We start from the raw sequence: 26980 nt of genomic DNA on the forward strand, positions 1-26980 counted from the left end.
CTCAAGTAAACTCGAGCTCCTTTTCTTTATTAACCTTTAATTTTCTCGATGAAAACTACTTTTAAGTAGTCTCCTTCTTTAAATTGATCAATGGTACGGAAATCTTCTGGTAAAGAATGTTCTTCTAATATTTTATATTTGCCATTCATTTCTTTAAAGGCTGTATCGATAAAGCCTTTAAACTTTTTCATATCGAATGCGCTACAATTTGTAGAAGCAACGATAATACCGTTATTTTCTGTAATAGCAATTGTTTCTTTTAATAAATTTTTATAATCTTTTGCTGCACTAAATGTATATTTTTTTGAGCGGGCGAAGCTTGGAGGATCAAGTACGACCATATCAAATTTCATCTTTTTCTTAGCTGCATATTTGAAGTAAAGAAATACATCTTCTACAATAATATCTTGTGCTTCATAATCAACTTCATTTACACTAAACTGCTCAATCGTTTTACTTAAACTACGATTTGCAAGGTCAACACTCGTCGTTTTACTTGCTCCGCCAAGCGCTGCAAATACAGAGAAAGCACCTGTATAAGAGAACATATTTAACACTGTTCTTCCCTTTGCATATTTATCACGAATTTGTTTTCGAACGTTACGTTGATCTAAAAATACACCAACCATTGCCCCATCATTTAAATAAACCGCAAAGTTCACACCGTTCTCTTTTACGATAAGTGGGAACTCGCCGCGCTCTCCTGCTACGAAATCATCACCCTCAATATATTTCCCTTTCGTATCAAAACGCTTTTTCTCATAAATACCTTTAAAGTTTGCTACTTTTTGAAGAGCGGCTATAATCTCATCTCTGAAAGTGTAAATCCCTTCACTATACCAACTTACTACGTAGTAGCCATCATAATAATCGATAATTAGTCCTCCAAGACCATCACCTTCACCATTCACCACACGGAATGCTGTCGTATCACTTGATTTATAAAATTGCTTTCGTTTATGTAGGGCAGATTTGATTTTACTTTCAAAGAAAGATTGATTAATTTGTTCACTCTCTTTTCTCGTTAAAATCCAGCCGTATCCTTTATTTTGCTTTCCATAATAACCTTTTCCGACAAAGTTGTTCTTCTCATCTACTACTTTGATGATTGTTCCTTCTTCACGAACATCATTTAAATTTTGAATCGCATCTTTTAAAATAAGCGGATATCCACTTTTAATTTCTTTTATAAATTTCGGTTTTATTTTTACAGTTACTTCTAATCGCATATAATAACTTCCTTTCCATTTGCATGCTTTCTCTACAGGAAGCATTTGAAAAACGAGACTGAAAAAACAGCCTCGTTTCACTATACCATATTATTGCTTTGCTAGTACAACTAGCTCATTCTCGCACTTAACCGCCACATATTTACTATGTTTTGAAATGAAAATCTCACTGTCCAAAATAATAGAAAAAAACTTATATATTTCACATTTACCATTGACAATGATAATGATTTTCATTATCATTTGATGTATATGAGTTCTTGAAAATATAGCTACATTTATAGGAGGAATAAACATGATTATTGTTACAAATACAGCTAAAATTACAAAGGGAAATGGGCATAAATTAATTGAGCGTTTTAATAAAGTAGGTAAAGTTGAAACGATGCCAGGCTTTTTAGGTCTAGAAGTTCTTTTAACACAAAATACAGTTGATTATGATGAAGTAACAATTAGCACTCGTTGGAATGCAAAAGAAGATTTCCAAGGTTGGACAAAGAGCGCTGCATTTAAAGATGCTCACTCACATCAAGGCGGAATGCCAGAATATATTCTTGATAATAAAATTGCTTACTATGATGTAAAAGTTGTACGTATGCCAATGGCTGCAGCACAGTAAGAACAGTCCTTTTTTAAAGTATAGAATATGAGAAGCGTTATCTATCACTTCTCATATTCTATACTTTTTTCTTTAATTTCTTTTTACTAATTTTGCGTGTACAACTAGCCTTCCAGCCTCTGGATCAAGAGCATAATCACAAGTAGAAAGTGTTACGATTTCATCATTAGCCGTCAATTCCGTATCCGTTTTGTACAGTGATTTTTCTTGAATTTCCTTTAAGAACGATGCATATGCCGCATCATTTCCAAAATCCGTTTCAATGTAATAAAAGTCCGTTGTTGTCGTGTATACTGAAAAAACTTCAACGTCGTATCCTTCAAATAATGTATCGTAATATAATTTACGATGAGACATAAAAAAGTCTTCATCCAACATTTTTTTTAAACTACCAAACATAGAACCATCTTTCATACGATGGCCATATAAAATCGTATTTCGATTTTGAGATTTCACATCATTACGATGGTCCATAAAAATGCTTCCCGCTCTCATATCTTCACCTTTATAATTACGAAATAAATAGTAATCATTATCTTTTGCTTGAACGATTGGATAATTAATTTGTGTATCATCCATCGTAATCCATCCGACTATCTCTGGATTAATTTTCTGGAGATCCTGAAACTGTTTACGTACCTCTCCATTTTCTGATTTTTCTTCCATTGGACTTCTTTTATAAATATGTTGTGCCTCAGCCATTACTTTACGATTTTCATAATAATCCATGAAAATCCCGCCCAACTCATACATTGAATAGAAAAAGATTCCTAAAAACACAATTGTAAGTATGCGTTGAAAAAAAGAATTCTTTTTCCGTCCTTTCTTACTATTCAAATTATCACCTCAAAACGGATTATGCTCAGCCTTTAGATTCCCATAGGTACCATGTACAATCCGGTATCTTCATCCTGCTTTACAATGACATCTACACCATATATTGCTTTAACCATTTCTTCTGTTATTACATCATTAGGAATACCTTTCGTAATGATTTCTCCATCTTTCATAACGATAATATGGTCGCTATAACGAATGGCTTGATTAATATCATGTAATACCATTACAATCGTTAGTCCATGCACTTCATTTAACTCTTTCACTAACTCTAATATTTCTAACTGATAGTAAATATCTAAATATGTGGTCGGCTCATCTAAGAAGAGCATTGGTGTATTTTGAGCTAATGTCATCGCGATCCAAACTCGCTGCCTCTCTCCACCAGATAAAGCATAAATTGGCTTATCACGCTTACTTTGTAAATTCGTACATACTAGTGCACGCTCAATCGCTTCTCTATCTTCATCTGTTTGCGGAGAGAATATATTTTTATATGGCATACGCCCGAAGCTTATTAGCTTTTCCACTGTAATATCTGCTGGAGCCTCATTTTGTTGATGGACAACTGCTAGCTTTCTAGCAAACTCTTTCGGTTTATATTCACCAATCGCTTTCCCATCAAGTATTACTTCTCCACTGCTAGGAGCGTGGTTTCTAGACATGACACTAAGTAATGTTGATTTCCCACATCCATTCGGTCCAATGATTGTTGTAATTTTCCCAATTTCTATTTCACTACTAACAGACTTTAAACGATTTGTTACGTTATCGTATGAAAAGGTTACATTTTTAATTTCCATGAACTTTATCACTCTTTCTAAGCAAAAATATTAAGAATGGACCACCAATAACCGCCATAATTGTTGCTGCTGGAATTTCGTTAGGTGGCACAATTAACCTTCCAATTGTATCTGCCGTCAAAATTAATAACGCCCCTGCAAGCGCAGAAAATGGAATTAATACTTTATGGTCTGAACCGACTAATTGTCTTGAAATATGCGGAACTAGTAATCCTACAAAAGCAATAACACCTGCAATCGCTGTTGATACTGCCGCTAAGAGTACTGCAATGGCAGAAATAATAAGACGAACTCTCGTCACGTGCAAGCCTAAGTTTTTCGCAGTCTTATCTTGTAGCGATAATAAGTTACACCAAGCTCCTACGAACAGAGCAAGAATAAGACCAATCGTTCCATAAGTCACCATTATTTCTACATCGCCCCACGTCTTCATTGTTATATTAGAAGTCGTCGTTTGCTTAATACTCTTAATAAAATACCCACAAATCGTAACGAATGATTCATTTAATCCAGTAAACATTGCATTAATGGCAATACCAATTAAAATAATGCGAAGCGGGCTTAATCCTGATTTCCATGAAAACGAATAAACGAGATAACATGCAAGCGCACCACCTAAAAAGGCGAATACGGGTGTCCAGAAAAAGAATTGCGGAAACAACGTAATAATAACGAGTGTCATAAAACTTGCTCCTGAAGATATACCGATTACCCCAGCATCGGCGAGTGGATTTTTCATAACAGCTTGAAAAAGCACACCTGAAACAGCGAGAGCCGCTCCAGTGAACAACGCAATAATAATACGCGGGAAACGTAAATCTTTAATGACTTCAACATCTTCATTTCCACCTGTAAATATCCCTTGTACGAGTTCAACAATACCTACTTCTAAACTCCCTTTCATCGCTGACAATGATGTCATAACAATAAGCAATGCAGTAACAATGAGGAAACTCCAAGTTTTTTTATTCATTCTACTCTTCCTTTATATTAAAATGCATCACGGATACATCATTTTTTTCAATTCATCTAACGCTTCAATTGCTGCTAAATTGCCTGTCGTTCCAAATAAACGCTCTTCTAAATCGTAAACACGGTTATTTTTAACCGCAGCAAAGTGTTTCCAAATATCATTTGTTTTAAATTCTTTATCAAACATTTTTACAACTTCATCAGGCATACCATGAGCTGCTCGTAAAATAATATCTGGATCAGCTTTCTTTAAATACTCTGTATTAGAAGCTAAATATTCTACTTGTTCACCTTGCACAATATTTTTACCACCTAGTTGTTTCACTAAATCTCCAATATAAGAATGCTCTGTTGCTACTAAATAACTTCCCGGCACACCTAATAAAATAAGTACTGTCGGTTCTTTCTTTCCTTTTACTTCTTTTTGAATGCTAGCAACCTTTTTATCTAATTTAGTTACTACTGCTTCGGCCTGTTTTTCACGCCCATATTTCTTACCTAAATGGCTAATAGAACTTTGCATATTTTTCAAACTCGTTAAATCTAAAAAGTTTGCTTTCATACCCACACCATCAAAAACTGGCTTTAATTCATATTCAAGTGTTGTCACAGATAACACTTCTGAAGGCTTTAATGACTTTACCTTTTCCATATCTGGACTCATTGGATTCCCAACTTCAGGTAAACCTTTATATCGCTTCGGTAAAGTTTTAGAGCTTGTTGGAACGCCAACTAAATCTACTTCTAACGCATCCATAATTTCAGTAACAGCCACTGTTGTTGCAACAACGCGCTCTTTACTCTCACTCTTTACCTGCTTTGCTGTTTCTTTTTTTGGTGATGAGCACCCAGCTATACTCATTAACAAAATGATAGCCATTAGTACACTTGCAATTTTCTTCACTCTCAATCACCACTCCTTTCCATACAATATGAAACAAGTCTTGATGCACGCGAATATGCATCAAGACTCCAAAAATTACAATCTACCTGCTCTATATTTACGAACTAGTAAAGCAAGTGAACCTAGCAGTAACACCATATATAAACCAAGTTGTGCTGTATCTGCAGTTTTTGAGTTTTTCTCTTTTTTCGAATCATTTTTTGTATCTTCTTTTTTCTTCTGACCATCTGCATTTCGGTTAAAATCAGGAGTACCTACTGTTTTTACATTATCTACTTTCGGTGTAGTCACTGGATTTTTCGGTTCATTTTTCGGTTCCTCTTTAAGAGTTCCTAACGCGCCGATATTATTTGTATCAAATTGAATTTGCACATCGTAGAAATGATGGTAGTTCATCTCATCGATGTCTACCTTTACTTTTGCGTTTAATTTTTTAAATAGATCTTCTACTTCAAACTGTACTACTCGCGTATTTACATTTTTATCTTCGCTTACTACTTTCGCATCAGCGAATAGTTCATTGTTTTCCGTTTGGAATTTCGTAATCCACGCACTATTTTTCAGCGTCATCTCAATATATTTTTTACCATCTTTTACGATTAATTTCGCTGGATTTACAACATAGTCATTCATCTTTGAAATCTCATCTGTTTTATCTTTTAATACTTTAAATGTAATATCATATTGGCCATCTACTAAATTTTTCGGATCAACTATTACTTTCGGGTTATTATTTCCACCTTGGTTGTTGTTTCCGCCTTGGTTGTTGTTTCCGTCTTGGTTGTCGTTTCCGCCTTGGTTGTTGTTTCCGCCTTGGTTGTCGTTTCCGCCTTGGTTCCCTAAGGCTTTAATACTGTCTTGATCAAATACAAATTGAACATCATAAAAATGGTGATAATTCATTGAATCAATATCTACTTTTACTTTTGCATTTAATTTTTTAGACAAATCGTTTACTTCTACTTCTACTACTCTTGTATTTTGTTCTTTATTTTCACTTAACACTTTTGCATTAACGAAAGAACCATTTTTCTCAAATTCAAATTTCGTAATCCATGTACTATTTGTTAATGTAAACGATACGTATTTCTTACCATCTTTTACTTTTAATACACCTGGGCTTTTTGTGTATGTGTTCATCATTGAGATTTCATCTGTTTGATCTTTTAACACTTTAAAGCCAATTCTGTATTCACCATCTTTAAGAGCTTTTGGATCAATTGTTGTGTTATTATCTTGGTTATCATTTCCACCTTGGTTGTTGTTTTCACCTTGGTTGTTGTTTCCACCTTGGTTGTTGTTTCCACCTTGGTTGTCGTTTCCGCCTTGGTTGTTGTTTCCGCCTTGGCTATCTAACGGCTTAATGCTACCTTTATCAAATGCAAATTGAATATCGTAAAAATGGTGATAATTCATTGAATCGATATCTACTTTTACTTTTGCATTTAACTTTTTTGATAAATCTGATACTTCCACTTCCACTACGCGTGTATCAGCTTTTTTATCTTCACTTATTACATGTGCATCAACAAACGAACCATTTTTCTCAAATTCATATTTTGTAATCCAAGAACTGTTCGTTAACGTAAATGATACATACTTCTTACCATCTTTTACTTTTAGCACACCTGGACTTTTTGTATATGTGTTCATCATTGAAATTTCGTCTGTTTGATCTTTTAATGCTTTGAAATTGATGCTGTATTCACCATCTTTAATTGTTTCAGCATCTGGTTTTTTATTTTCATCTGGTTTTTCTGCTTCCGGTTTTTCTGCTTCCGGTTTTTCTGCTTCCGGTTTTTCTGCTTCCGGTTTTTCTGCTTCCGGTTTTTCTACTTCTGGTTTTTTCTCTTCATTTTTAATTTGTTCAAGTTTATCTTGTTCAAATAAAAGTTGTACATCATGCATTTGCTTATAATTTCTTGATGCCATTTCGATAAATACTTTTGTATTTAGTTTTTTAGATAAATCGTTTACTTCAAACTCTACTACTCTTGTATCTTTTTCCTTATCCTCACTCACTACTTTTGCATCAACAAATGCGCCATCTTTTTCCGTTTGGAAATTTTTAATTAATGAGCTACTTTTTAGTGTTACAATTGCTTTTTTCTTACCGTTTTCTACTTTTAATACTCCTGGATTTACCATGTAACTATTCATCTTAGATTCTTCATCTGTTTGATCTTTTAACACTTTAAATGGAATGCTGTACGCACCATCTGTAATTGTGTTAGAATTTGGTTGTTGATCTGGGTCAGGCTTTTGGTCGGGCTTCTGACCTGGATCGGTAGTTTCATTTGGATCTGGCTTATTAGCTGGGTCCTCTTTTTCATTTGGTTTTTCTACATGAATTGGTGTAATGCTATTTTGATCAAATGCAATACGAACGTCGTACTCATGATGATAATTTAAAAAATCAATATCTACTTTTACTTTTGCATTTAATACCTTCTCTACATCTTCTACATCAAATTCTACTACTCTTGTATCTTTTTCTTTATCTTCACTAATTACATTTGTCGCAACTAGCTTACCTGCTTTTTCTGTTTCAAATTTCGTAATCCATGAACTATTTGTTAATGTAAAGGATACTTTCTTTTTCCCATCCTTCACTTTTAAAGTTCCCGGACTTACTGAATATTGATTCATCATCGATTCTTCATCTGATGTATCTTTTAAAACTTTGAAGCCAATTGAATATTCACCGTCAGCCAACTTGGTAGCTGCTTGAACTGCAAGTGGTTGTAATGTTGATACGAATGTAAATATCATTAAAAACATAGCAACAATAATTTTTGTATACCTGTTCAATGGAACGACTCTCCCTTTTGAAAATTATTTAATACTGTTCCCATCAAATACAAAGCGAATATCATACGAAGCATTATAATTAATAATTGGAATATTAATTTTCACCTTGCCATTTAGTTTTTTTGACAAGTCAGCAACTTCAAATTCTACAACTCTAGTATTATCTTTTTTATTTTCACTTAACACGGTTGTTTCTACAAATTGACCATCTTTTTCTACTTGGAAACTTTTAATAGAAGCACTATCTTTCACTTTAAATGAAACATATTGTTTTCCATTTTTAACTGTTAATGTTGCTGGGCTTTCAAAATAACTATTCATTCTAGACGATTCATCTTTATCGCCTTTCCATACAGTAAAAGCAATATTATATTTTCCATCAGCTAGTTTTGTAGCAGCCTTTGCATCTTGTAAACCTAGTGTTGCGATAAATGTAAATAAAACAGCAAATACGGCAATAATCATTTTAAATTGTTTAAACATATATTCATCACCCTTCAAAAGATTTATTTACTCAATTTCACTTTACGAATTAAGAAAGCACCTGAAATAAGAATTAACGCTGCAAACAATCCAATACGTGCTTCATCGCCTGTTTTTGGGTTATCTGTTTTTTCAGCTTTTCCATTTTCATTTTTTGTTTCTTTATTCACTTCTTTAGCTGTTTTCTTACTCTCTACTTTTGTTTTCTCTTCTTTTACTTGTGTATCTGTTTTCGCTTGATCATTATTTTTTGTTGTAGCAGCTACGCCATTATCGCCACCTACAGCTTTTACATTTGCATCAAAAGCAAAACGAATTGTGTAGTGGTGGTCATAGTTTGCACTTGGTACAACAACATGAATTTTTACAGCTGCCGGTTTGGATAAATCATCTACTTTAAACTCTACTGTTCTTTTATCTGCCGATTCATCTTTACTAACAACTTTCGCATCAACAAAATTCCCGTTCTCTGGTGCTTTAAATTCTGTAATCCAAGCACTATGATTCATCGGAACTTGTACTCTCATCTCACCGTTTTTCACTATTAATTTTGCCGGCTTTTCAAAATAGTCATTTGCCATTGAAGCTGAATCATTTTCCGCTTTTTGAATTACGTAATTAATATCGTAAGTACCATCAGCTAGTTTTGCTGAAGCATTCCCGTATGGCATTACAAGAAAAGCTAGCATACATACGAACGTTATAATAAAAGCGGGTAATACAGAAACCTTTTTCATTTTTCTTGTTTCCTCCTTGGCTATCTTTCATTTCACTTTTTATGAAAATGATAATTATTCTCAATTCATAAGAAAAAAATAATCTCTTCTACCTATTATTTAATTAGCATTCTTTTATGTAACATAAGCGTTATTGATTATCATTCTCATTGGATATTAAAAATAATATCTCACCCTATTCCTTATACGAAGGCATAGAAACTGAGAAAAAATTATAAAACGTATTTATTGATTATCATTCTCAATATAAGTCGAAAAAAATAAACTTTCTCTTCTCCTCTTCTTTCACCTCTTCCCATAACAACACTATAGTTATAGAAACCCCGTTTCCCTCACTTCCCTTCCAATATTTCCACAACTAAGTCAATCTTAGCCTACTCATAAATTTTTTGTCAACTATATTACGTATAAAATTTTTAATATCTAAATTTCTCTATATACGGCTTTTTTTACAAAAAAAGAGACTTTCTATTATAGAAAGCCTCTTTTCTCTATTTTTCTACAGCAATTTCCTGCTTTTGAAACTTAGAAACTATATAACCAAATCCTATACCGATTATGCCTGGAACTAACCAACCAATTCCTACACTATATAATGGAATCTTATCTAAAATAGGTGCTAGCGCTGCAATTTGAAGGTTTGCATTGTGTAACCCATCAAAGAAACTTATTGCAAATGCTCCTACAATCCCGCCCACATACATCGCTAATGGAAGACGAACGTAGTTTTCAACAAGTGATAATACGATAAGTACGATTCCAATTGGATAAATTGCGATTAAGATTGGTAATGCTAATGCATTTAACTGAGTTAACCCAAGGTTTGCTACCATAAATGCTAATACACAGAAAATGAAAACGACTTTTTGATAAGAAAGCTTTGGTAATAAAGAAGAGAAGTAATCACCACAAGCTGCAACAATACCTACAGAAGTTGTTAAACATGCTGCTGTAATTGCGATCCCTAGTAATAAAGTTCCGTAGCTACCAAATAAATGATTCACGACATTTGTTAAAATAATTCCTCCGTTTGCGCCCATTCCAAGTGACACACTAGAAGCTCCAAGATAAGCAAGTGCTAAATACACAAGTAGTAGACCAAGCGCTGCAATAAATCCTGCAAAGATTGTTACTTTTGCAATGCTGTTTTTATTTGTAATGCCTTTTTCTTTTAACGCATGAATTACAACATTTCCGAATACCAGTGCTGCAAGTCCATCTAAAGTTAAATATCCATCAATAAATCCTTTAAAAAGAGGGGCACTATACGCTTCTGTCGGTGCACCAAATTCTCCAATTGGTGTAATAAGTGCTTTACCTACAATAATTGCAATAACAGCTAATAATATTGGAGTTAGCACTTTACCAATACGACCCACTAATTTCGATGGGTTTAAAGCTAAATAGAAAGTGACAGCAAAGAAAATGAATGTAAAGATAACAAGTGGATACGATTGACCAGCTATCTCACTTGGTAAAAACGGTGCGACACTCATTTCATAAGCAACAGTTCCTGTACGTGGCACACTTACGAATACGCCTAAACATAAATAAATTGCAGTGATAAAAACAAGTGCGAATATAGGATGTACACGTCCTGCTAGCTCATTAATATCTCCCTTTAAAGCTATAACAATTACTCCTAATAAAGGTAGTCCAACGCCTGTTACGATAAAACCAAACAACGCAATCCATACATCTGTTCCAGCGCCTTGTCCTAATGCTGGTGGAAAAATCATATTACCCGCACCGAAAAATAGTGCAAATAACATTAAACTTATTGCAAACATCTCAGAAAACTTTAAAGATGATTTCATTTTTACTAACCTCCTAAAATAATAAATTAACAAAATATTCTGAATTAAAATCCGTCACATATCCTCTTTCAAGCATACTTCCCCGTAAAAGAACGCAAAAAACACCCGTCCCTAATAAAGGGACGAGTGTTGAAATCGTGGTTCCACCCTTATTCTAATAAAATGAATTTATAACGAAATAAGCTCATTTTATAGCTCGTGTAAATTGATAACGGTTTTATCCGCCAAGAATTACAATGCATCATGTATGCAGTTCACTCTTGAAGTTTAGAGGTGGTAAGCTTGTCTTTTCGTATTAGGAAGCTCACAGCCTAAGGCTTCCCTCTCTGAGAATCGTAAAATACAACTCATGTCCTCATCATTACTTTTATAAAATATCTTGTCGAAACTTGTTGTTTTTTATTATATGGGCTATTTTTTAAAAAATCAATAGTTTTATTTTTTCTGACAAAAAAATATAGGGAGAAAATTTTTCCTCCCTATAACTGCCCTATTAAAATTTCTAACTCTTCAGCTGTAACGCTCCGCCACTTTCCAACTTCAAGCTCATTTAGCTCTATATTCATAATGCGTACTCGCTTTAGCTTTATTACAGTAAATCCGAAAGCACGACTCATTCTACGAATTTGCCTGTTCATTCCTTGCGTTAAAACGATACGAAATGTTGATTGATCGACTCTTGTCACTTTGCACGGCTTCGTCATTCCATCTTTAATCTTTACACCGCGGGACATCTCATCAATAAACCAGTCCGTAAAAGGTTTATCGACTGTGACAACATATTCTTTCTCGTGCTCATGATCACCATGTAAAATTTGATTCGCAATGCCGCCGTCATTCGTTAATAAAATAAGTCCTTCTGATGCTTTATCTAATCGCCCAACTGGAAAGATTCGCTCTGGGTAATTGATATAATCAATAATATTATCTTCAATATGATCGGCTGCTGTACAAGTAATTCCGACTGGTTTATGAAATGCGATATACACTTTTTCTTTCTCTTCTTTTACAATAACTTGCCCATCAATCGTTACCCTATCACCATCGCTTACGAGTGCACCGTGCGTACATATTTCGCCGTTAATAGCCACGCGTCCAGCTTTAATGAGACGATCTGTTTCACGTCTGGAGCATAATTTTGCTTCGCTTATGTATTGGTTGATTTTCATGTTCTATTCCTTTTCACATATATTAAAAGCGTCAATCTATGGCAATATCATTCTGCCACGATTGACGCTTTTTCACTTCGCAAAAACAACTAAATAAATAACCCCAATCACCAAAAATATTCCACAACAAGCTAACAATACTTTTGCAAGTTTGTCCATAAACATATAATGGTTTCCCCTTTGTTTCGTTGTTTTCTATTTTAATTCGACAACTGTTACGCCTAGGCCTCCCTCGCCCATGTCACCGTAACGGAAGGTTTTTACACCGCGATGCTTCTTCAAGTAATCTTGTACACCTTGGCGAAGTGCTCCTGTCCCTTTACCGTGAATGATTGATACGCGAGGATAGCTTGCAAGCTGGGCATCGTCTAAGTATTTCTCAACGCGCGCCATTGCATTTTCAAATCGTTCACCACGAAGATCAAGTTCTAATGAAACGTGATAGTCTCTACCTTTTACCGTTGCAACTGCTTTTTTCTCTGTTTGCTTCGGTGTGTTAATGTATTCCATATTAGATTCTTTCACTTTCATCTTCAGAATACCGATTTGTACGCTCCACTCTGTATCGCTTACTTTTTCAAGTAGTTGACCTTTTTGACCGAACGTTAATACTTTCACTTCATCACCTGCACGTAACTGTTGTTTCGGTGCAGTATTTTTCACATTTACTTTTTGTTTCTTAACAAGCTTTGGCGCTGCGCCTTCTAGACGACTCTTCGCTTCAATTAGCTCGTGGTCTTTCACATTTGCAAGCTGTGCTTTACGCAATTGACGAAGTTCTTGAATAATGCCTTCTGCTTCTTTCTTTGCAGCTTCGACTTTTTCTTCTCCTTCTTTTTGCGCTTTTAATAATCGTTCATCACGATCTTCGTTAAATTCAATGATTTGACGTTGTAATTCACGATGCAGTTTTTCAGATTGTTTGCGAAGCGCTTCTGCTTCGTTCCAGTCACGCTCTGCGTTCTTCTGGCTTTCTTCTAACTTCGCAATCATATTTTCAATTTTATTCGTATCTGTACTAATGTGATTGCGTGCTTGCTCAATAACGCGATCAGATAATCCAAGACGTTTCGAAATTTCAAAGGCATTACTACGGCCTGGTACACCGATTAATAATTTATAAGTTGGACTTAATGTATTTACATCAAACTCAACACTCGCATTAATAACTTGCTCACGGTTATATCCGTATGCTTTTAATTCTGGATAATGCGTCGTTGCAACAACGCGAGCACCGCGATTACATACTTCATCTAAAATTGAAATGGCAAGTGCAGCCCCTTCCTGTGGGTCTGTTCCAGCACCTAATTCATCGAATAAAACTAAGCTTTCAAAATCAGCTTTTTCTAAAATATCAACGATGTTCACCATATGTGAGGAGAACGTACTTAAACTCTGTTCAATCGATTGCTCATCACCGATATCAGCAAAGATATTTTTGAATACACAAATCTCTGACTCATCCATTACTGGAATGTGAAGGCCAGATTGTGCCATTAACACACAAATACCAACTGTTTTCAGCGTAACTGTTTTACCACCTGTATTCGGTCCTGTAATAACAATTGTCGTGAAATCTTTCCCTAACATAATGTTATTTGGCACGATTATTTCTGGATCGATAAGCGGATGGCGTGCTTGTCTTAAGTCCATGTAACGCTCGTTATTTACAATCGGCTTTGTCGCTTTAATTCGCTTCGCATAAAAAGCTTTCGCAAAGATGAAATCAAGATTTGCAACTACTTCTACGTTTGATAAAACGATATCCGCTTCTACTGCCACTTCTTCTGTTAACATTAATAAGATGCGTTCGATTTCTTGTTTTTCTTTCACACGTGCTTCTTGCAGTGCATTATTTAATTCTACAATGACTTGTGGCTCAATAAATAACGTTTGTCCAGAAGCCGATTGATCGTGAACAATACCACCATATACGCCGCGATATTCTTGTTTTACTGGGATTACGTAACGTTCGTTACGAATCGTTACAATCGAATCAGACAGCATCTTTTGCGCGTTTGAAGAGCGCGTCATATTTTCTAACTTTTCACGAATACGACTTTCCGCAGTACGAATTTGAGTACGAATACCACGCAGTTTATCACTTGCGCTATCGACTACTTCACCGCCGTCACCGATGCAATTTGTAATTTTCTTTTCTAAATCATATAAAGATACAATTTGAGCGACGTGAGTTTCTAAAATCGGAAGCTCGACACCGTTATCAGCCATATCTTCAATGAAGCGTTTCATATTACGACTACCATACATCGTATTTGCAATATCAAGTAATTCATTTGGACTTAACATACTCCCAATTTTTGCACGCTTCACATTTGAGCGAATATCCGTAATACCACCTAATGGTGCACTACCTTTTAAACGAATAACTTTCGCTGCTTCATCCGTTGTATCTTGCATTTCTACAATTTCTTCAAAATCAGTGCTCGGCACTAAATGCTTCACTTTGTCACGACCAAGTGAAGATGCTGTATGTTCAAGTAATTGTTCTTTTACTTTATTGTATTCTAATACACGCAACGTTCTTTCTAACATGTTGCAGGTCCCCCTTGTATTACTTATTACGTTTAATATAGTCTAATAAACGTTCAATATCCCACGTGTTAATCACGTTATCTTTTTGAATCCAACCTTTACGTGCTGCTGCTACACCTGTTTCCATATCTTCTAACATTTCAAGCGTATGAGCATCCGTATTAATCGCTACTTTCACACCAGCATCTTGTGCTTGTTTTAATAATTTCGCGCTTAAATCTAGACGGTTCGGATTCGCATTTAATTCTAAAACTGTATTTGTCTCTTTTGCTAGTTCAATTAATAAATCTGTATCTACATCATAACCCTCACGACGCCCGAGAAGACGTCCTGTAGGATGGGCAATCATTGTGACATGTTTATTCTCAAGTGCAGTACGTAGACGCTTCATAATCGTTTCACGGTCTTGTGAGAAGCTAGAGTGAATCGCTCCAATGACATAATCTAATTCTGCTAATACTTCATCATCAAAATCAAGCGAGGCATCTGGTAAAATGTCCATTTCAATTCCGCGTAAAATTGTAATGTCTGGATACTTTTCATTCATACGTTCAATTTCTTTCGCTTGCTCACGAAGACGCTCTTTCGTTAAACCGTTCGCCACTTTTAAGTATTGCGAGTGATCAGTAATCGCCATAAACTTATATCCACGAGCACGGCACGCTTGTACCATTTCTTCAATAGAAAAAGCACCGTCACTCCAAGTTGTATGCATATGTAAATCACCTTGTATATCGGAAAACTGAATTAAGTTCGGATACTCTTTAATTAATTCAATTTCTTTTCCATCTTCACGCACTTCTGGCGGAATAAATGGCAAACCGAAATGAGCAAAGAAGTCTTCTTCAGTCTCAAATGTTTTCACTTCACCTGTTTCCAAGTTCTCTACACCGTACTCACTAATTTTCTCGCCTTTATCTTTTGCGATTTGACGCATTTTTACGTTATGATCTTTTGATCCTGTGAAATGGTGAAGAGTTGTAATAAACTCTTCTGGTTTTACTAAACGGAAATCAATTGAAATATCATATTCATATTGCAGACGGACAGAAACTTTCGTATCTCCACTTGCTATTACTTCAATCATATTATCAAATTGTAGTAAATGCTCACGTACCGCTGCTGGTTCTGTCGTTGCAATGATAAAATCTAAATCTTTCACTGTTTCACGAACACGGCGCAAACTACCAGCGCGAGAGAAACGAATTACTTCAGCAATATTCGACAATTTCTCCTCTATTTCCCCGGCAATAGGCAATACCATCGCAATTGGTAAACGCTCTGGACGAGAGCCTACTTGATCGATTGCTTCTAATATTTTCTCTTCTGTCTTCTTACCGAAACCAGCTAAAGCTTGTACTTTATTTTCCTCACAAGCAGCTTTTAACGTCTCCATATCAATAACGCCTAGCTCTTTATATAACTTAGCCACCTTTTTACCACCAAGACCTGGTAGTTTTAATAACGGCAATAAGCTACTTGGTACTTCTTTTTCAAGTTCTTGTAATACTTCAGATGTTCCCGATTCTATATATTCTTGTATAACGGCTGCTGTTCCTTTTCCGATTCCTGGAATCTTTGTGAAATCTTCAATTTCAGAAAGACTACGATCGTCACTTTCTAATGCTGCTGCCGCTTTACGAAATGCAGATATTTTAAATGGATTCGCACCCTTTAGTTCCATAAAAAGCCCGATTGTCTCTAATAATTTGATCACTTGTTTTTTATTTACTTTCATCATTGCCCCGCCTTTCTTTCATAGAAAAAAACTTCTCTTTCCGAAAAAAGAGAAGTTATACTCTGCTACCTGTCTGCCATAGTTCCTTCACCTTTTCAGATAGAATCGGTGTATCGTCTACAATTATTTTGCTAATTGATGATTTTTGTAATGGTGTTTGTACTTGTTCAATCGGAAGAATATTTCCAATGATAATTAAGACAAACAAAATAATATATACTTCTAAAAATCCGAGGATTGCCCCCGCAAACGCATTTACTTGCTTTAAAACCGGTATTTCTGCAAACATATTTAACAAATTACCAAGTAATGAAAGTGCAATTTTAGTGATAATAAACAATATGATAAACGCAAGCGCTTGATAAAATACTGTCTCAATATTATTTGCATCAATCCATTCTGGAACAGATACGTTTTTATCAAATGGATACGGAATAAATTTCGCAAGTGCTGGCGCTAAATCTTTACAGTACCAGTATGCAACAAGGTATGCGATAATAAAGCTTGTTAACTTTACAAGTTGCAGAATAAACCCTCTGCGTAAGCCGAGGAAAAATCCCATAACAAGCAGTAAAATGATAATAATATCAATCATGTTATTCCATTCCTTTTTTTGTCATACTTTCTTTCAATTTCTCATGTTCTTCTTTTAATTTTATGTAATCGTGTATGACGTTTACCGCCGTCAATACCGCTAGTCTACTCGTGTCAAGCGAAGGATTCTTGGCATTGAGTTCGCGCATTTTATCATCCACAATCGCTGCTACCATGCGGATATGACTTGTACTTTCATCGCCAACAACTGAATATTGCTGACCATAGATTTCTACATTAATTCGACTTTTCTTTCCCTTTTGTTGTGACAACTCACCGGCCTCCAATCACGTACAGAATCCTAAAGTTTATCATACCATGAACCTTCATAATATGGAAACAGAAAGAACAATCCGATATGATAAAAATAACAATATAAAAAAAGGGGCGACCATTATGTCAAATTCTATCGTAATTCAAACAAATTCTACAGTAATTGAAGACATGAAACAACAATATAAACATTCGCTTAGCCCAAAAACTCCGCAAGGCGGGATCTTCATGGCAAAGGTACCATCTTGCACGATTACAGCGTATAAATCTGGAAAAGTAATGTTCCAAGGAGGCCGCGCTGAAGCAGAAGCTTCTCGTTGGCAAACTGTCTCTCAAACACCGAAAACAGCTGTAAAAAAATCTGTCGATTCCCATCGTTATGCGCCTCCTGCTTCCATCGGTACAATGTCTATTGTAGGGTCTGATGAAGTTGGTACGGGAGATTTCTTTGGACCGATGACAGTCGTTGCTGTATATGTGGATGCAAAGCAAATTCCACTACTAAAAGAACTTGGTGTAAAAGACTCTAAAAACTTAAATGACGATCAAATTACTGCCATTGCGAAACAACTTCTACACGTTGTTCCTTATAGCTCTCTTGTCCTTCATAACGAAAAATATAACGAGCTATTTGATAAAGGAAACAACCAAGGTAAGTTAAAAGCCTTGCTACACAATAAAGCTATTACAAACTTATTAGCTAAAATGGCACCTACAAAACCTGAAGGCGTCTTAATCGACCAATTCACACAACCTGATACATACTACAAATATTTAGCAAAACAAAAACAGGTACAGCGTGAAAATGTTTATTTCGCAACGAAAGGCGAAAGCGTCCATTTAGCTGTAGCCGCTGCCTCCATTTTAGCTCGTTACTCATTCGTAAAACAATTTGATGAACTAAGTAAAAAAGCTGGTATGCCGCTGCCAAAAGGTGCCGGTAAACAAGTTGATATCGCCGCTGCTAAATTAATTCAAAAGCTTGGTAAAGAACGATTACCTGAGTTTGTGAAACTGCATTTCGCTAATACGGAGAAGGCGCTTCGCTTATTAAGATAGTATCGACAAAAACAGGAGCCTACAAACTCCTGTTTTTTGTTTCACCCTACTATTGTCCTTATAGTTTTGTTACAATTATAATATACAGATTATTCTAACATAGGAGGGGATCCCCATTGCTACTTCTACAAATGATTCTAAATATTTTACTAGGCGATCCACACGAAAGGCAGTTTGAAATTAGGGAAAATATTCAGCTACTAAGTGAACAACGAGCGTTCAACGATCTAATAGAGCGTTATGGTCGCTCTTTCTTATTAAACTTTCGGATTCGAAGATTTATCGGGAAACACGATGCTCGCTCGTTAATACATAATCCAGCAAAACTACAACACTTCTGTGAGGAACTTGAATGTATGATTAGAAAAAGGAGGTTTTTCATATGAACGCTGTAAAAGTTAAAAAGATATTATATGTTTTCGTACACCTCGTAGGCCCACTTTCTTACTTCACTATTTCTACCATTTGAGGAGCTTTTTTCACTACTAAATCCACATTCGAAAATATATCTGATAATCTTGGCGTGATGGCCATCTATTACGTGTTCATGAGTTTACTGTGGTTTTTCTATTTAGATCGATTAGGCAAAGACATAAATAAGATTACAAAAGAAATTAACGATAAGAAGATGTAATACATGAAAAAAGGAGAGTCGCCAAGACTCTCCTTTTTTATGTTAGCTTCGTTTCTGCTTCTTATTTGATGAAGGTACTTTATGTGAACCTGTTTCATGTGTCGTCGTTCCTTGTCCTTCTACTTCTGGAGAACCTAGGCCCGATCTTGAATGATCTTTTTTCACTTTTTTACTCATTTATATTCACCCCTTCGCGTTACTTTTTGCTACAGGGTAATAAACTATGCAAAAGAAAAAGCGAGAGGAAATCCTCTCGCTTTTTTCACATTTTAGAACTCAGAAGAACCTGGAGTTCTTGGGAATGGAATTACGTCACGGATGTTAGCCATGCCAGTGATGTACATTAGGAAGCGCTCGAAACCTAGACCGAATCCAGCGTGTTTTGTACCGCCGTATTTTCTAAGTTCTAAGTACCACCAGTAATCCTCTTCGTTCATACCTAATTCTTTAATTCTGTCTACTAAAACGTCCATTCTTTCTTCACGTTGGCTTCCGCCGATTAATTCGCCGATGCCAGGAACTAGAAGGTCAGTAGCAGCTACTGTTTTACCGTCTTCATTTAAACGCATGTAGAATGCTTTAATGTCTTTCGGATAGTCAGTTACGAATACAGGGCGTTTGAAGATTTCTTCTGATAAGTATCTTTCGTGCTCTGTTTGTAAGTCAATTCCCCATTCTACTGGGTATTTGAAATCAGCACCTGATTCTTGAAGCACTTTAATTGCTTCTGTATAAGTGATGCGACCGAAGTCAGAGTTAATTACGTTGTTCATGCGCTCAAGAACTGTTTTATCAACGAAGCTGTTGAAGAATTCCATTTCTTCTGGTGCATGCTCTAATACGTATTTCATTGCATATTTCAGCATATCTTCTGTAAGGTTCATTACGTCCCCTAGTTCAGCGAATGCAATCTCAGGCTCAACCATCCAGAACTCAGCAGCGTGGCGAGTTGTGTTTGAGTTTTCCGCACGGAATGTAGGTCCGAATGTGTATACATCACGGAATGCTAATGCATAAGCTTCAGCGTTCAGCTGTCCACTTACTGTTAAGTTTGTTTCTTTACCGAAGAAGTCTTTTGACTCATCAACTTTTCCGTCTTCACCTTTTGGTAGGTTATTTAAATCTTGCGTTGTTACGCGGAACATTTCGCCAGCACCTTCTGTATCACTACCAGTGATGATAGGTGTATGAACATGTACGAATCCACGCTCTTGGAAGAATTGGTGAATCGCAAATGCTGCGATAGAACGTACGCGGAACGTTGCAGAGAATGCATTTGTTCTTGGACGTAAGTGAGCGATTGTACGTAAGTATTCAAATGTATGACGCTTCTTTTGAAGTGGGTAATCAGAATCTGATAAGCCCTCGATATCAATTTTTTCTGCTTTAATTTCAAATGGTTGCTTCGCTCCAGGCGTTGCAATTACTTTACCTTCTACTTTAACTGAAGAGCTAAGTGGAAGTTTTGCAATTTCTTTGAAGTTCTCTAATTCTGTATCGAAAACGATTTGAACGCTTTTGAAGAAGCTACCGTCGTTTAATTCGATGAAACCAAATGCTTTTGAATCACGTAAGTTACGAATCCACCCTGATACTTGTACTGTTTGATCTGCATACTTTTCTGTATCTCTATACAGACTTTTTACTAATGTGTTTTCCATAGTGAAATTCTCCTTTGCTCATATATTTAAATACAAAAAAACCTTTCATCCATAAAGGGACGAAAGGTTAAACTTCGCGGTACCACCCAATTTGTCATAAAGACCAACTTTAACTCGTATGTAATACATACTTCCCGGTTTGTAACAGGCCGGATTCCCGTCTAAGTCTACTCTTGAATACAAGATTCAATTTCGGTTAGCAACTCCAAGGTGTTCTTCACATATACCGCCTCATCAGGCTCTCACCGTCCCTGACTCGCTTTGGATTATAGTATATACTACTTTTCCTTATCATCGTCTTTCATTTTGTTAAACTAAAATTAATGTACTACATTCGAGAGAAAGATGCAAGGTGTCGGAAAATATATGAGCGATTTTTGTAATATATCGACTTACCGACAGTGTCCGACAACTAACCCAATAAAAAAATTGCCGGAATATATCCGGCAATTTTCTAATTACTTACGTAACTCCGCACCGAATTTCTCTTCTACCGTTGTTAGTACACGGTTATGTGCTTCTGTTACTTCTTCGTCTGTTAATGTACGTTCTGCATCGAAGTAAGTCATAGAGAATGCAAGTGATTTCTTGCCTTCTTCCATTTTTTCACCTTCGTATAAGTCGAATAGTGTTACGTCTTTCAGAAGTTCTCCGCCAGCTTCAGCAATGACTTGCTTCATTTCACCAGCTTTTGTTTCTTTTGTTACTACAACAGCCATGTCACGTGTCATAGATGGGAAACGTGGAATTGCTGCGTAGTAAGTTTCTTCAGCGTCTGCACCGAATACTTTTACAAGAGATAATTCAAATACGAATGTATTTTTCACATCTAATTGTTTTTCTGCTTCTGGGTGCAATTGACCGATGAAACCAATTACTTCGCCATCTAATACGATGTCAGCTGTACGGCCTGGGTGCATACCTTCGCGTTTTGCTGGTGCATATGTGATTTGGTTTGCAACGCCAAGTACGTCGAATAGTCCTTCTAGTACACCTTTCACAACGAAGAAGTCTACTACTTTCTTCTCACCTTGCCATGCATGGTGAAGAGCAAGACCTGTCATAACACCTGCAAGATGTTGTTCTTCTTTCGGAAGTTCTCCTTCTTCTGTCGGTAAGAAGATAGAACCTACTTCGTATAAAGCAACGCTGTCGTTTTTACGAGCGACATTGTATGAAACTGCTTCTAGTAATTGCGGTACTAAGCTTAAACGAAGTTGGCTACGTTCTTCACTCATTGGAAGCGCAAGACCTACAGGCGCCTTTTCGTTTGGCTCAACCATATATTGTTTCGCTTTGTCAGCGCTTGTTAATGAATACGTGATTGCTTCATATAAACCAGCACCCTCTAAGAAGCGGCGTACTTTACGACGTTTCGTTTGTGCTGATGTTAATTTACCACGAGTCATCGTTCCAGAAGGTAATGTAACTGGAATGTGGTCATAACCGTATAGACGGCCCACTTCTTCTACTAAGTCTTCTGAAATTGTAATATCAGGACGACGTGCTGGTACATTCACGTGGAATGTTCCTTCTACTTCTGTGAATGGGAATTTCAAGTTTGTGAACATTGTACCCATTTCACTCGCAGAAATATTTGTACCTAATACACGGTTTACTTTTTCAGCAGTAACAGATACTGTACGCTCTTGTACTTGTAAGTTGTCAGCTTCTACTACACCTTCAAGTGCTTCACCGCCAGCATATTTCGCCATTAAAGCAGCTGCGTGTTGAATTGCTTCAAATGTACGTGTTGGGTCGATTCCTTTTTCGAAACGTGCACTTGATTCACTACGAAGACCTAAGTCTTTTGATGTACGACGTACTGTTTGACCTGCAAAATATGCAGACTCAATTAGAACGTTTACTGTCTCATTTGTAACTTCAGAATCCGCCCCGCCCATTACACCAGCAACAGCTAAAGCTTTCGTGCCGTTTGTAATTACAAGGTGGTGGCTTTGTAATGTACGCTCTTGATCATCTAACGTTTCAATTTTTTCGCCTTCTTTTGCAAGACGAACAACGATTTCTTTTGAACCTAATTTATCGTAATCGAATGCATGTAACGGTTGACCGTATTCCATTAAAATGTAGTTTGTAATATCAACTACGTTGCTAATTGGACGAATGCCAGCTGCCATAAGACGAGTTTGCATCCACATTGGTGATGGACCAATCTTTACGTTTTTAACCATTTTTGCAATGTATAATGGGTTTTCTTCTTTCGCTTCTACACTTACAGAAATATAATCAGAAGTTTTTTCTGCTGTTTCTTGTAAGTCGATAGCTGGAAGCTTTACTTCGCGGCCATAAATAGCAGCTACTTCGTAAGCAACACCTAACATGTTTAAGCAATCTGCACGGTTTGGTGTTAAGCCAAGCTCAAGTACTTCATCGTGTAAGTTTAAAATTTCAAGTGCATCTGCACCAACTTCAGCGTCACTTGGGAAGATGAAGATACCATCTGCGTATTCTTTTGAAACTAACTTTCCATCAATACCAAGCTCTTGAAGAGCACAAACCATACCGTGAGAAGCTTCACCGCGTAGTTTTGCTTTTTTGATTTTGAAGTTACCAGGAAGTACAGCTCCAACTTTTGCAACTGGTACTTTTAAACCTTTTGCAATGTTAGCAGCTCCACAAATAATTTGAACTGGCTCTTCTTCACCGATATCGATTAAGCATTTGCTTAATTTATCAGCTTCTGGGTGTTTTTCACATTCTAATACGTGACCAACTACAACACCTTTTACACCTTTATTTAATACTTCAACGCCTTCTACTTCAATACCACTTTTCGTGATTTTGTCTGCTAGTTCTTGTGCTGTTACATCTTTAATATCTACATACTCTTGTAACCAACGATATGATACGAACATACTTATCCTCCCCTTCCCTTACGCTCGTTTGAATTGTTGTAAGAAACGTACATCATTTGTATAGAAATGACGAATGTCATCTACTCCGTATTTCAACATTGCGATACGCTCTGCGCCCATACCGAATGCGAAACCTTGATATTCTTTTGAATCATAACCAGCCATTTCAAGTACGTTCGGGTGAACCATACCTGCGCCTAGAATTTCAATCCAGCCAGTTCCTTTACAAGTGCCGCAGCCTTTGCCATGACACATCATACAAGAAATATCCATCTCTACAGATGGCTCTGTGAATGGGAAGAAACTTGGACGAAGACGGATTTCACGATCTTCACCGAACATCTTTTTCACGAATACTTGCAGTGTACCTTTTAAGTCACTCATACGAATGTTTTTATCAATTACAAGACCTTCAATTTGCATGAACTGATGTGAATGCGTCGCATCGTCGTCATCACGGCGATACACTTTACCAGGACAAATAATTTTAATTGGGCCTTTTTCTTTATTATTTTCCATCGTACGTGCTTGCACAGAAGATGTATGTGTACGTAGTAACGTTTCTTCTGTGATGTAGAATGTATCTTGCATATCACGCGCTGGGTGATCTTTCGGTAAGTTTAGTGCTTCGAAGTTGTAGTAGTCTTTTTCTACTTCTGTTCCTTCAGCTACTTCATAACCCATACCGATGAATACATCTTCAATTTGCTCAACAACAGCCGTTAACGGATGGTGACAACCTGTTTCAACAGGACGACCTGGCAATGTAACATCAATTGTTTCAGTAGCTAATTTCGCTTCAATTACTGCTTTTTCTAAGTTACTAATTTTGTCGTCTAGACGCGTTTGAATCGCTTCACGTACTTCATTTACTAATGCTCCCATACGTGGACGCTCTTCTGCTGATAATTTTCCCATGCCGCGTAATACTTCTGTAATTGGACCTTTTTTTCCTAAATACGCTACGCGTACGTCGTTTAAGCCTTTCAGCTCTTTCGCTTCTTCAATAAGCTCTAACGCTTTTTGCTTTAGCTCTTTTAAACGTGCTTCCATTTTGGAACCCTCCTAATTTTAAAAATAAAAAAACCTCGCTCCCAAAAAGGGACGAGGTAAATTCGCGGTACCACCCTAAATTGACAGAACATGTCTGCCCACTCATTAGTTATAACGATCAATTCTGACCGGAACGCCTTTACATATACATGGTCCTGGCGTCAACTCCAGAGGTGAATTCACTTTCGTCTACCATAAGAATGCTTTCAGTCTACGACATTCTCTCCCTATATGGCGATTTTGTAAGCTACTCTTCTCTATCAACGTTTTTCGTTATTTAACTTTTAATATAATGTACTTCAACTTATTATAAGAAGTTTTTTATTTGTTCGCAACCGGGCTTTGCAAATAATACGTTAAAATCCCTGCTGCAACCGCAACATTTAATGATTCTGCCCCGCCGTAAATCGGAATATACAAGTTTTGATCCGTTTTTGCAAGAATTTCTCGGCGTACGCCATTTCCTTCATTTCCTACAATTAATGCAAAACTGCCAGCCGGCGTTACTTCACCATACGGAACTCCATTTTCAAGAGCTGTTCCATATACAGGAACGTTATTTTCTTTTAACTTGTCTACCCATTCTTCTAAGTTCCCTTTTACAATTGGTAAGTGGAAAATAGAGCCTTGTGTAGAGCGGAGTACTTTACTATTGTAAACATCAACACAACCTTCTCCAAGCACAACGGCGTGAATACCAGCTGCATCAGCTGTACGAATAATTGTTCCTAAATTACCTGGGTCTTGCAGGCCATCTAATAAAAGGAATTTCCCATCAGTAAGAGCTACTTCTTTCTCATGCTTCTCACAAACAGCAAATACACCTTGCGTCGTTTCTGTTTCACGAAGTATTTTTACAATCGCCTCAGGTACGATGTACATTTCCACATCATTAACTGTCCAATCTTTCGGAAGGTCTGTCTGATCTGAAACGATAAGTTCTGTTACAATTCCTGTCTTCAAAGCTTCCTCGACTAAGTGGAATCCTTCTACAAAAAATAAACCTTTTTTATCGCGTTCTTTTTTCGTTTGCAGCTTTTTCCACTGCTTTACACGCGGATTTTGTACTGAATCAATGTTTTTCATAATATGTATTTCCCTCTCTTCTTGTCTTATCATTATAGCCTATTTTTCATACATATTTACATAAAAAAGAACAAAAACTAACGTCAGTTTCAATTCTGAAGAAGAGGTGAAAGCAATGAGTTTTAATTTACGCGGTGCCGTATTAGCGAATGTATCTGGAAATTCACAAGATCAATTACAAGAAACAATCGTCGATGCAATTCAAAGCGGTGAAGAAAAAATGCTTCCAGGTCTTGGCGTTTTATTTGAAGTCATTTGGAAAAACGCTGATGAAAATGAAAAGCACGAAATGTTAGAAACACTAGAGCAAGGATTAAAAAAATAAGCAATTTGAAAATCACCTTTGCATAAGCTAAGGTGATTTTTTTGCAGAAAAATTTTTTCTTCTCCTAAACATTTCTACTTTACTAACGAACTATGATGGAGTACAATGTTCAAAATACATTTAAACCGATCGATTTTTCTTCATATACACCATAAGATAAAAGGAGTGAATGTTTTATGCACCGTATTACGCTTGAACAAATTTTTAAACACCACATTACACAAAAATACGTAAACCGTTCTGGAATGGTCCACGCGATCGCTGTCGCTTACCATGCGTTTCACCTAGCCAAAAAGCATCACGCCTCAGTCGATGCTGCCACAAAAGCTGGCTTCCTTCATGATATCGGACATCATACGTGGTACACAGGCGGCGAATGGGATTATGACTTATATAAAAAGAATGATATCCATGCAATTAAAGGCGCTGAAAGAGCACATAAATTACTTATTAGATTAGGAGAACATCCAAAACTAGCAAAAGAAATTTCTATTGCAATTCTTCTTCATACAGATTCTTTCTTAGTGGAACAAGAAATTGAAAGAACATCTCTTCAAAATATTATTAAATGGGCAGACGAAGCAGATGAAGAACCGGGCGGAGCGCATCATTATCGAACAATTTCTTATGAAAAAGCACTTAAAGCAATTCAGCAATTAGATCGATTGGTAGAGCGTGAATTGCAAATAGAGCAAGCAAAATTGAATAACAAGACAGAACATAGTTATCAATGAGAAAGAG

At 36.4% G+C, this 26980-nt stretch carries 24 protein-coding genes, 1 pseudogene and 3 other annotated features; of the genes and pseudogenes, 6 read left to right on the forward strand and 19 right to left on the reverse strand.

Annotated elements, in window-relative coordinates:
- Positions 1–29: 29 nt before the first annotated feature.
- Complete coding sequence (locus C3Y97_RS22945) at positions 30–1229, reverse strand: class I SAM-dependent rRNA methyltransferase (protein ID WP_001235507.1); 1200 nt, start codon at positions 1227–1229, stop codon at positions 30–32.
- Between the two features lie 295 nt (positions 1230–1524).
- Here C3Y97_RS22945 and isdG point away from each other — a divergent pair, with 295 nt between their 5' ends.
- Positions 1525–1848, forward strand: a complete 324-nt coding sequence (gene isdG / locus C3Y97_RS22950) for a heme oxygenase (RefSeq protein WP_000587818.1) — start codon at positions 1525–1527, stop codon at positions 1846–1848.
- 72 nt (positions 1849–1920) lie between these two features.
- Here isdG and srtB read toward each other — a convergent pair whose 3' ends face one another.
- From srtB to zapA, 13 genes are all read right to left on the reverse strand, one after another.
- Positions 1921–2685 (reverse strand): class B sortase, encoded by a 765-nt coding sequence (gene srtB, locus C3Y97_RS22955; protein WP_001086126.1) that lies wholly within the window; start codon positions 2683–2685, stop codon positions 1921–1923.
- A 32-nt stretch (positions 2686–2717) separates the two neighbouring features.
- Positions 2718–3488, reverse strand: coding sequence for an ABC transporter ATP-binding protein (locus tag C3Y97_RS22960; protein WP_000403758.1), 771 nt, complete (start codon positions 3486–3488; stop codon positions 2718–2720).
- Positions 3478–4461, reverse strand: a complete 984-nt coding sequence (locus tag C3Y97_RS22965; RefSeq protein ID WP_001036848.1) for a FecCD family ABC transporter permease — start codon at positions 4459–4461, stop codon at positions 3478–3480. Before C3Y97_RS22965 ends, C3Y97_RS22960 begins: the two co-directional genes overlap by 11 nt.
- A 27-nt stretch (positions 4462–4488) precedes the next feature.
- Positions 4489–5370 carry a heme ABC transporter substrate-binding protein IsdE gene (gene isdE / locus C3Y97_RS22970; protein WP_033685303.1) on the reverse strand — a complete coding sequence of 294 codons (882 nt, stop codon included), beginning with the start codon at positions 5368–5370 and terminating at the stop codon, positions 4489–4491.
- A gap of 69 nt (positions 5371–5439) precedes the next feature.
- Complete coding sequence (locus C3Y97_RS22975) at positions 5440–8175, reverse strand: NEAT domain-containing protein (RefSeq protein ID WP_136363667.1); 2736 nt, start codon at positions 8173–8175, stop codon at positions 5440–5442.
- A 24-nt stretch (positions 8176–8199) separates the two neighbouring features.
- Positions 8200–8658, reverse strand: a complete 459-nt coding sequence (locus tag C3Y97_RS22980) for an NEAT domain-containing protein (protein ID WP_000476164.1) — start codon at positions 8656–8658, stop codon at positions 8200–8202.
- A gap of 23 nt (positions 8659–8681) precedes the next feature.
- The gene (gene isdC / locus C3Y97_RS22985) at positions 8682–9395 is read right to left on the reverse strand and encodes a heme uptake protein IsdC (protein WP_121868096.1); all 714 of its coding nucleotides are present in this window, start codon (positions 9393–9395) and stop codon (positions 8682–8684) included.
- Between the two features lie 491 nt (positions 9396–9886).
- On the reverse strand, positions 9887–11212 hold the full coding sequence (gene brnQ6 / locus C3Y97_RS22990; RefSeq protein ID WP_000842640.1) for a branched-chain amino acid transport system II carrier protein BrnQ6: 1326 nt from the start codon (positions 11210–11212) through the stop codon (positions 9887–9889).
- Positions 11213–11327: 115 nt separating this feature from the next.
- Positions 11328–11583, reverse strand: a binding site (T-box leader).
- Positions 11584–11691: 108 nt separating this feature from the next.
- Positions 11692–12381 (reverse strand): 23S rRNA pseudouridine(2604) synthase RluF, encoded by a 690-nt coding sequence (locus C3Y97_RS22995; protein ID WP_000700716.1) that lies wholly within the window; start codon positions 12379–12381, stop codon positions 11692–11694.
- 195 nt (positions 12382–12576) lie between these two features.
- Positions 12577–14937, reverse strand: coding sequence for an endonuclease MutS2 (locus C3Y97_RS23000; protein WP_100655344.1), 2361 nt, complete (start codon positions 14935–14937; stop codon positions 12577–12579).
- Between the two features lie 19 nt (positions 14938–14956).
- Positions 14957–16675, reverse strand: a complete 1719-nt coding sequence (polX, locus tag C3Y97_RS23005; RefSeq protein ID WP_000867515.1) for a DNA polymerase/3'-5' exonuclease PolX — start codon at positions 16673–16675, stop codon at positions 14957–14959.
- A gap of 55 nt (positions 16676–16730) precedes the next feature.
- Positions 16731–17270 carry a CvpA family protein gene (locus C3Y97_RS23010; RefSeq protein ID WP_000565409.1) on the reverse strand — a complete coding sequence of 180 codons (540 nt, stop codon included), beginning with the start codon at positions 17268–17270 and terminating at the stop codon, positions 16731–16733.
- Position 17271: 1 nt separating this feature from the next.
- A complete protein-coding gene (gene zapA, locus C3Y97_RS23015) occupies positions 17272–17541 on the reverse strand; it encodes a cell division protein ZapA (protein ID WP_000082701.1) in 270 nt (89 codons plus the stop codon).
- A 124-nt stretch (positions 17542–17665) separates the two neighbouring features.
- Between zapA and rnhC the strand changes: the two genes are divergently transcribed.
- From rnhC to C3Y97_RS23030, 3 genes and pseudogenes are all read left to right on the forward strand, one after another.
- Positions 17666–18601 (forward strand): ribonuclease HIII, encoded by a 936-nt coding sequence (gene rnhC / locus C3Y97_RS23020; RefSeq protein ID WP_000071591.1) that lies wholly within the window; start codon positions 17666–17668, stop codon positions 18599–18601.
- A gap of 116 nt (positions 18602–18717) precedes the next feature.
- The gene (locus C3Y97_RS23025) at positions 18718–18987 is read left to right on the forward strand and encodes a hypothetical protein (protein WP_000925539.1); all 270 of its coding nucleotides are present in this window, start codon (positions 18718–18720) and stop codon (positions 18985–18987) included.
- Positions 18984–19235: pseudogene (locus C3Y97_RS23030) on the forward strand (hypothetical protein). Before C3Y97_RS23025 ends, C3Y97_RS23030 begins: the two are co-directional and overlap by 4 nt.
- A gap of 42 nt (positions 19236–19277) precedes the next feature.
- Here the strand turns inward: C3Y97_RS23030 and C3Y97_RS23035 are convergent.
- The 5 genes from C3Y97_RS23035 to C3Y97_RS23055 all read right to left on the reverse strand — a co-directional run bounded on the left by C3Y97_RS23035 (position 19278) and on the right by C3Y97_RS23055 (position 25947).
- The gene (locus C3Y97_RS23035; protein WP_000039588.1) at positions 19278–19412 is read right to left on the reverse strand and encodes a YuzL family protein; all 135 of its coding nucleotides are present in this window, start codon (positions 19410–19412) and stop codon (positions 19278–19280) included.
- A gap of 92 nt (positions 19413–19504) precedes the next feature.
- The gene (gene asnS, locus C3Y97_RS23040; protein ID WP_000432177.1) at positions 19505–20896 is read right to left on the reverse strand and encodes an asparagine--tRNA ligase; all 1392 of its coding nucleotides are present in this window, start codon (positions 20894–20896) and stop codon (positions 19505–19507) included.
- Positions 20897–20948: 52 nt separating this feature from the next.
- Positions 20949–21200, reverse strand: a binding site (T-box leader).
- Between the two features lie 154 nt (positions 21201–21354).
- Positions 21355–23775: a phenylalanine--tRNA ligase subunit beta gene (gene pheT / locus C3Y97_RS23045; protein ID WP_000498186.1), complete on the reverse strand. Its 2421-nt coding sequence runs from the start codon at positions 23773–23775 to the stop codon at positions 21355–21357.
- 18 nt (positions 23776–23793) lie between these two features.
- Positions 23794–24828 (reverse strand): phenylalanine--tRNA ligase subunit alpha, encoded by a 1035-nt coding sequence (pheS, locus tag C3Y97_RS23050; RefSeq protein ID WP_000388219.1) that lies wholly within the window; start codon positions 24826–24828, stop codon positions 23794–23796.
- Positions 24829–24872: 44 nt separating this feature from the next.
- Positions 24873–25101, reverse strand: a binding site (T-box leader).
- Positions 25102–25149: 48 nt separating this feature from the next.
- Complete coding sequence (locus C3Y97_RS23055) at positions 25150–25947, reverse strand: TrmH family RNA methyltransferase (RefSeq protein WP_002204703.1); 798 nt, start codon at positions 25945–25947, stop codon at positions 25150–25152.
- Between the two features lie 82 nt (positions 25948–26029).
- Here C3Y97_RS23055 and sspI point away from each other — a divergent pair, with 82 nt between their 5' ends.
- Positions 26030–26239 carry a small acid-soluble spore protein SspI gene (gene sspI / locus C3Y97_RS23060; protein ID WP_000009509.1) on the forward strand — a complete coding sequence of 70 codons (210 nt, stop codon included), beginning with the start codon at positions 26030–26032 and terminating at the stop codon, positions 26237–26239.
- Positions 26240–26415: 176 nt separating this feature from the next.
- The gene (locus C3Y97_RS23065; protein WP_000554786.1) at positions 26416–26973 is read left to right on the forward strand and encodes an HD domain-containing protein; all 558 of its coding nucleotides are present in this window, start codon (positions 26416–26418) and stop codon (positions 26971–26973) included.
- Positions 26974–26980 lie beyond the last annotated feature (7 nt).

Source organism: Bacillus sp. DU-106 (assembly GCF_004799705.1).
GTDB classification, from domain to species: domain Bacteria; phylum Bacillota; class Bacilli; order Bacillales; family Bacillaceae_G; genus Bacillus_A; species Bacillus_A cereus.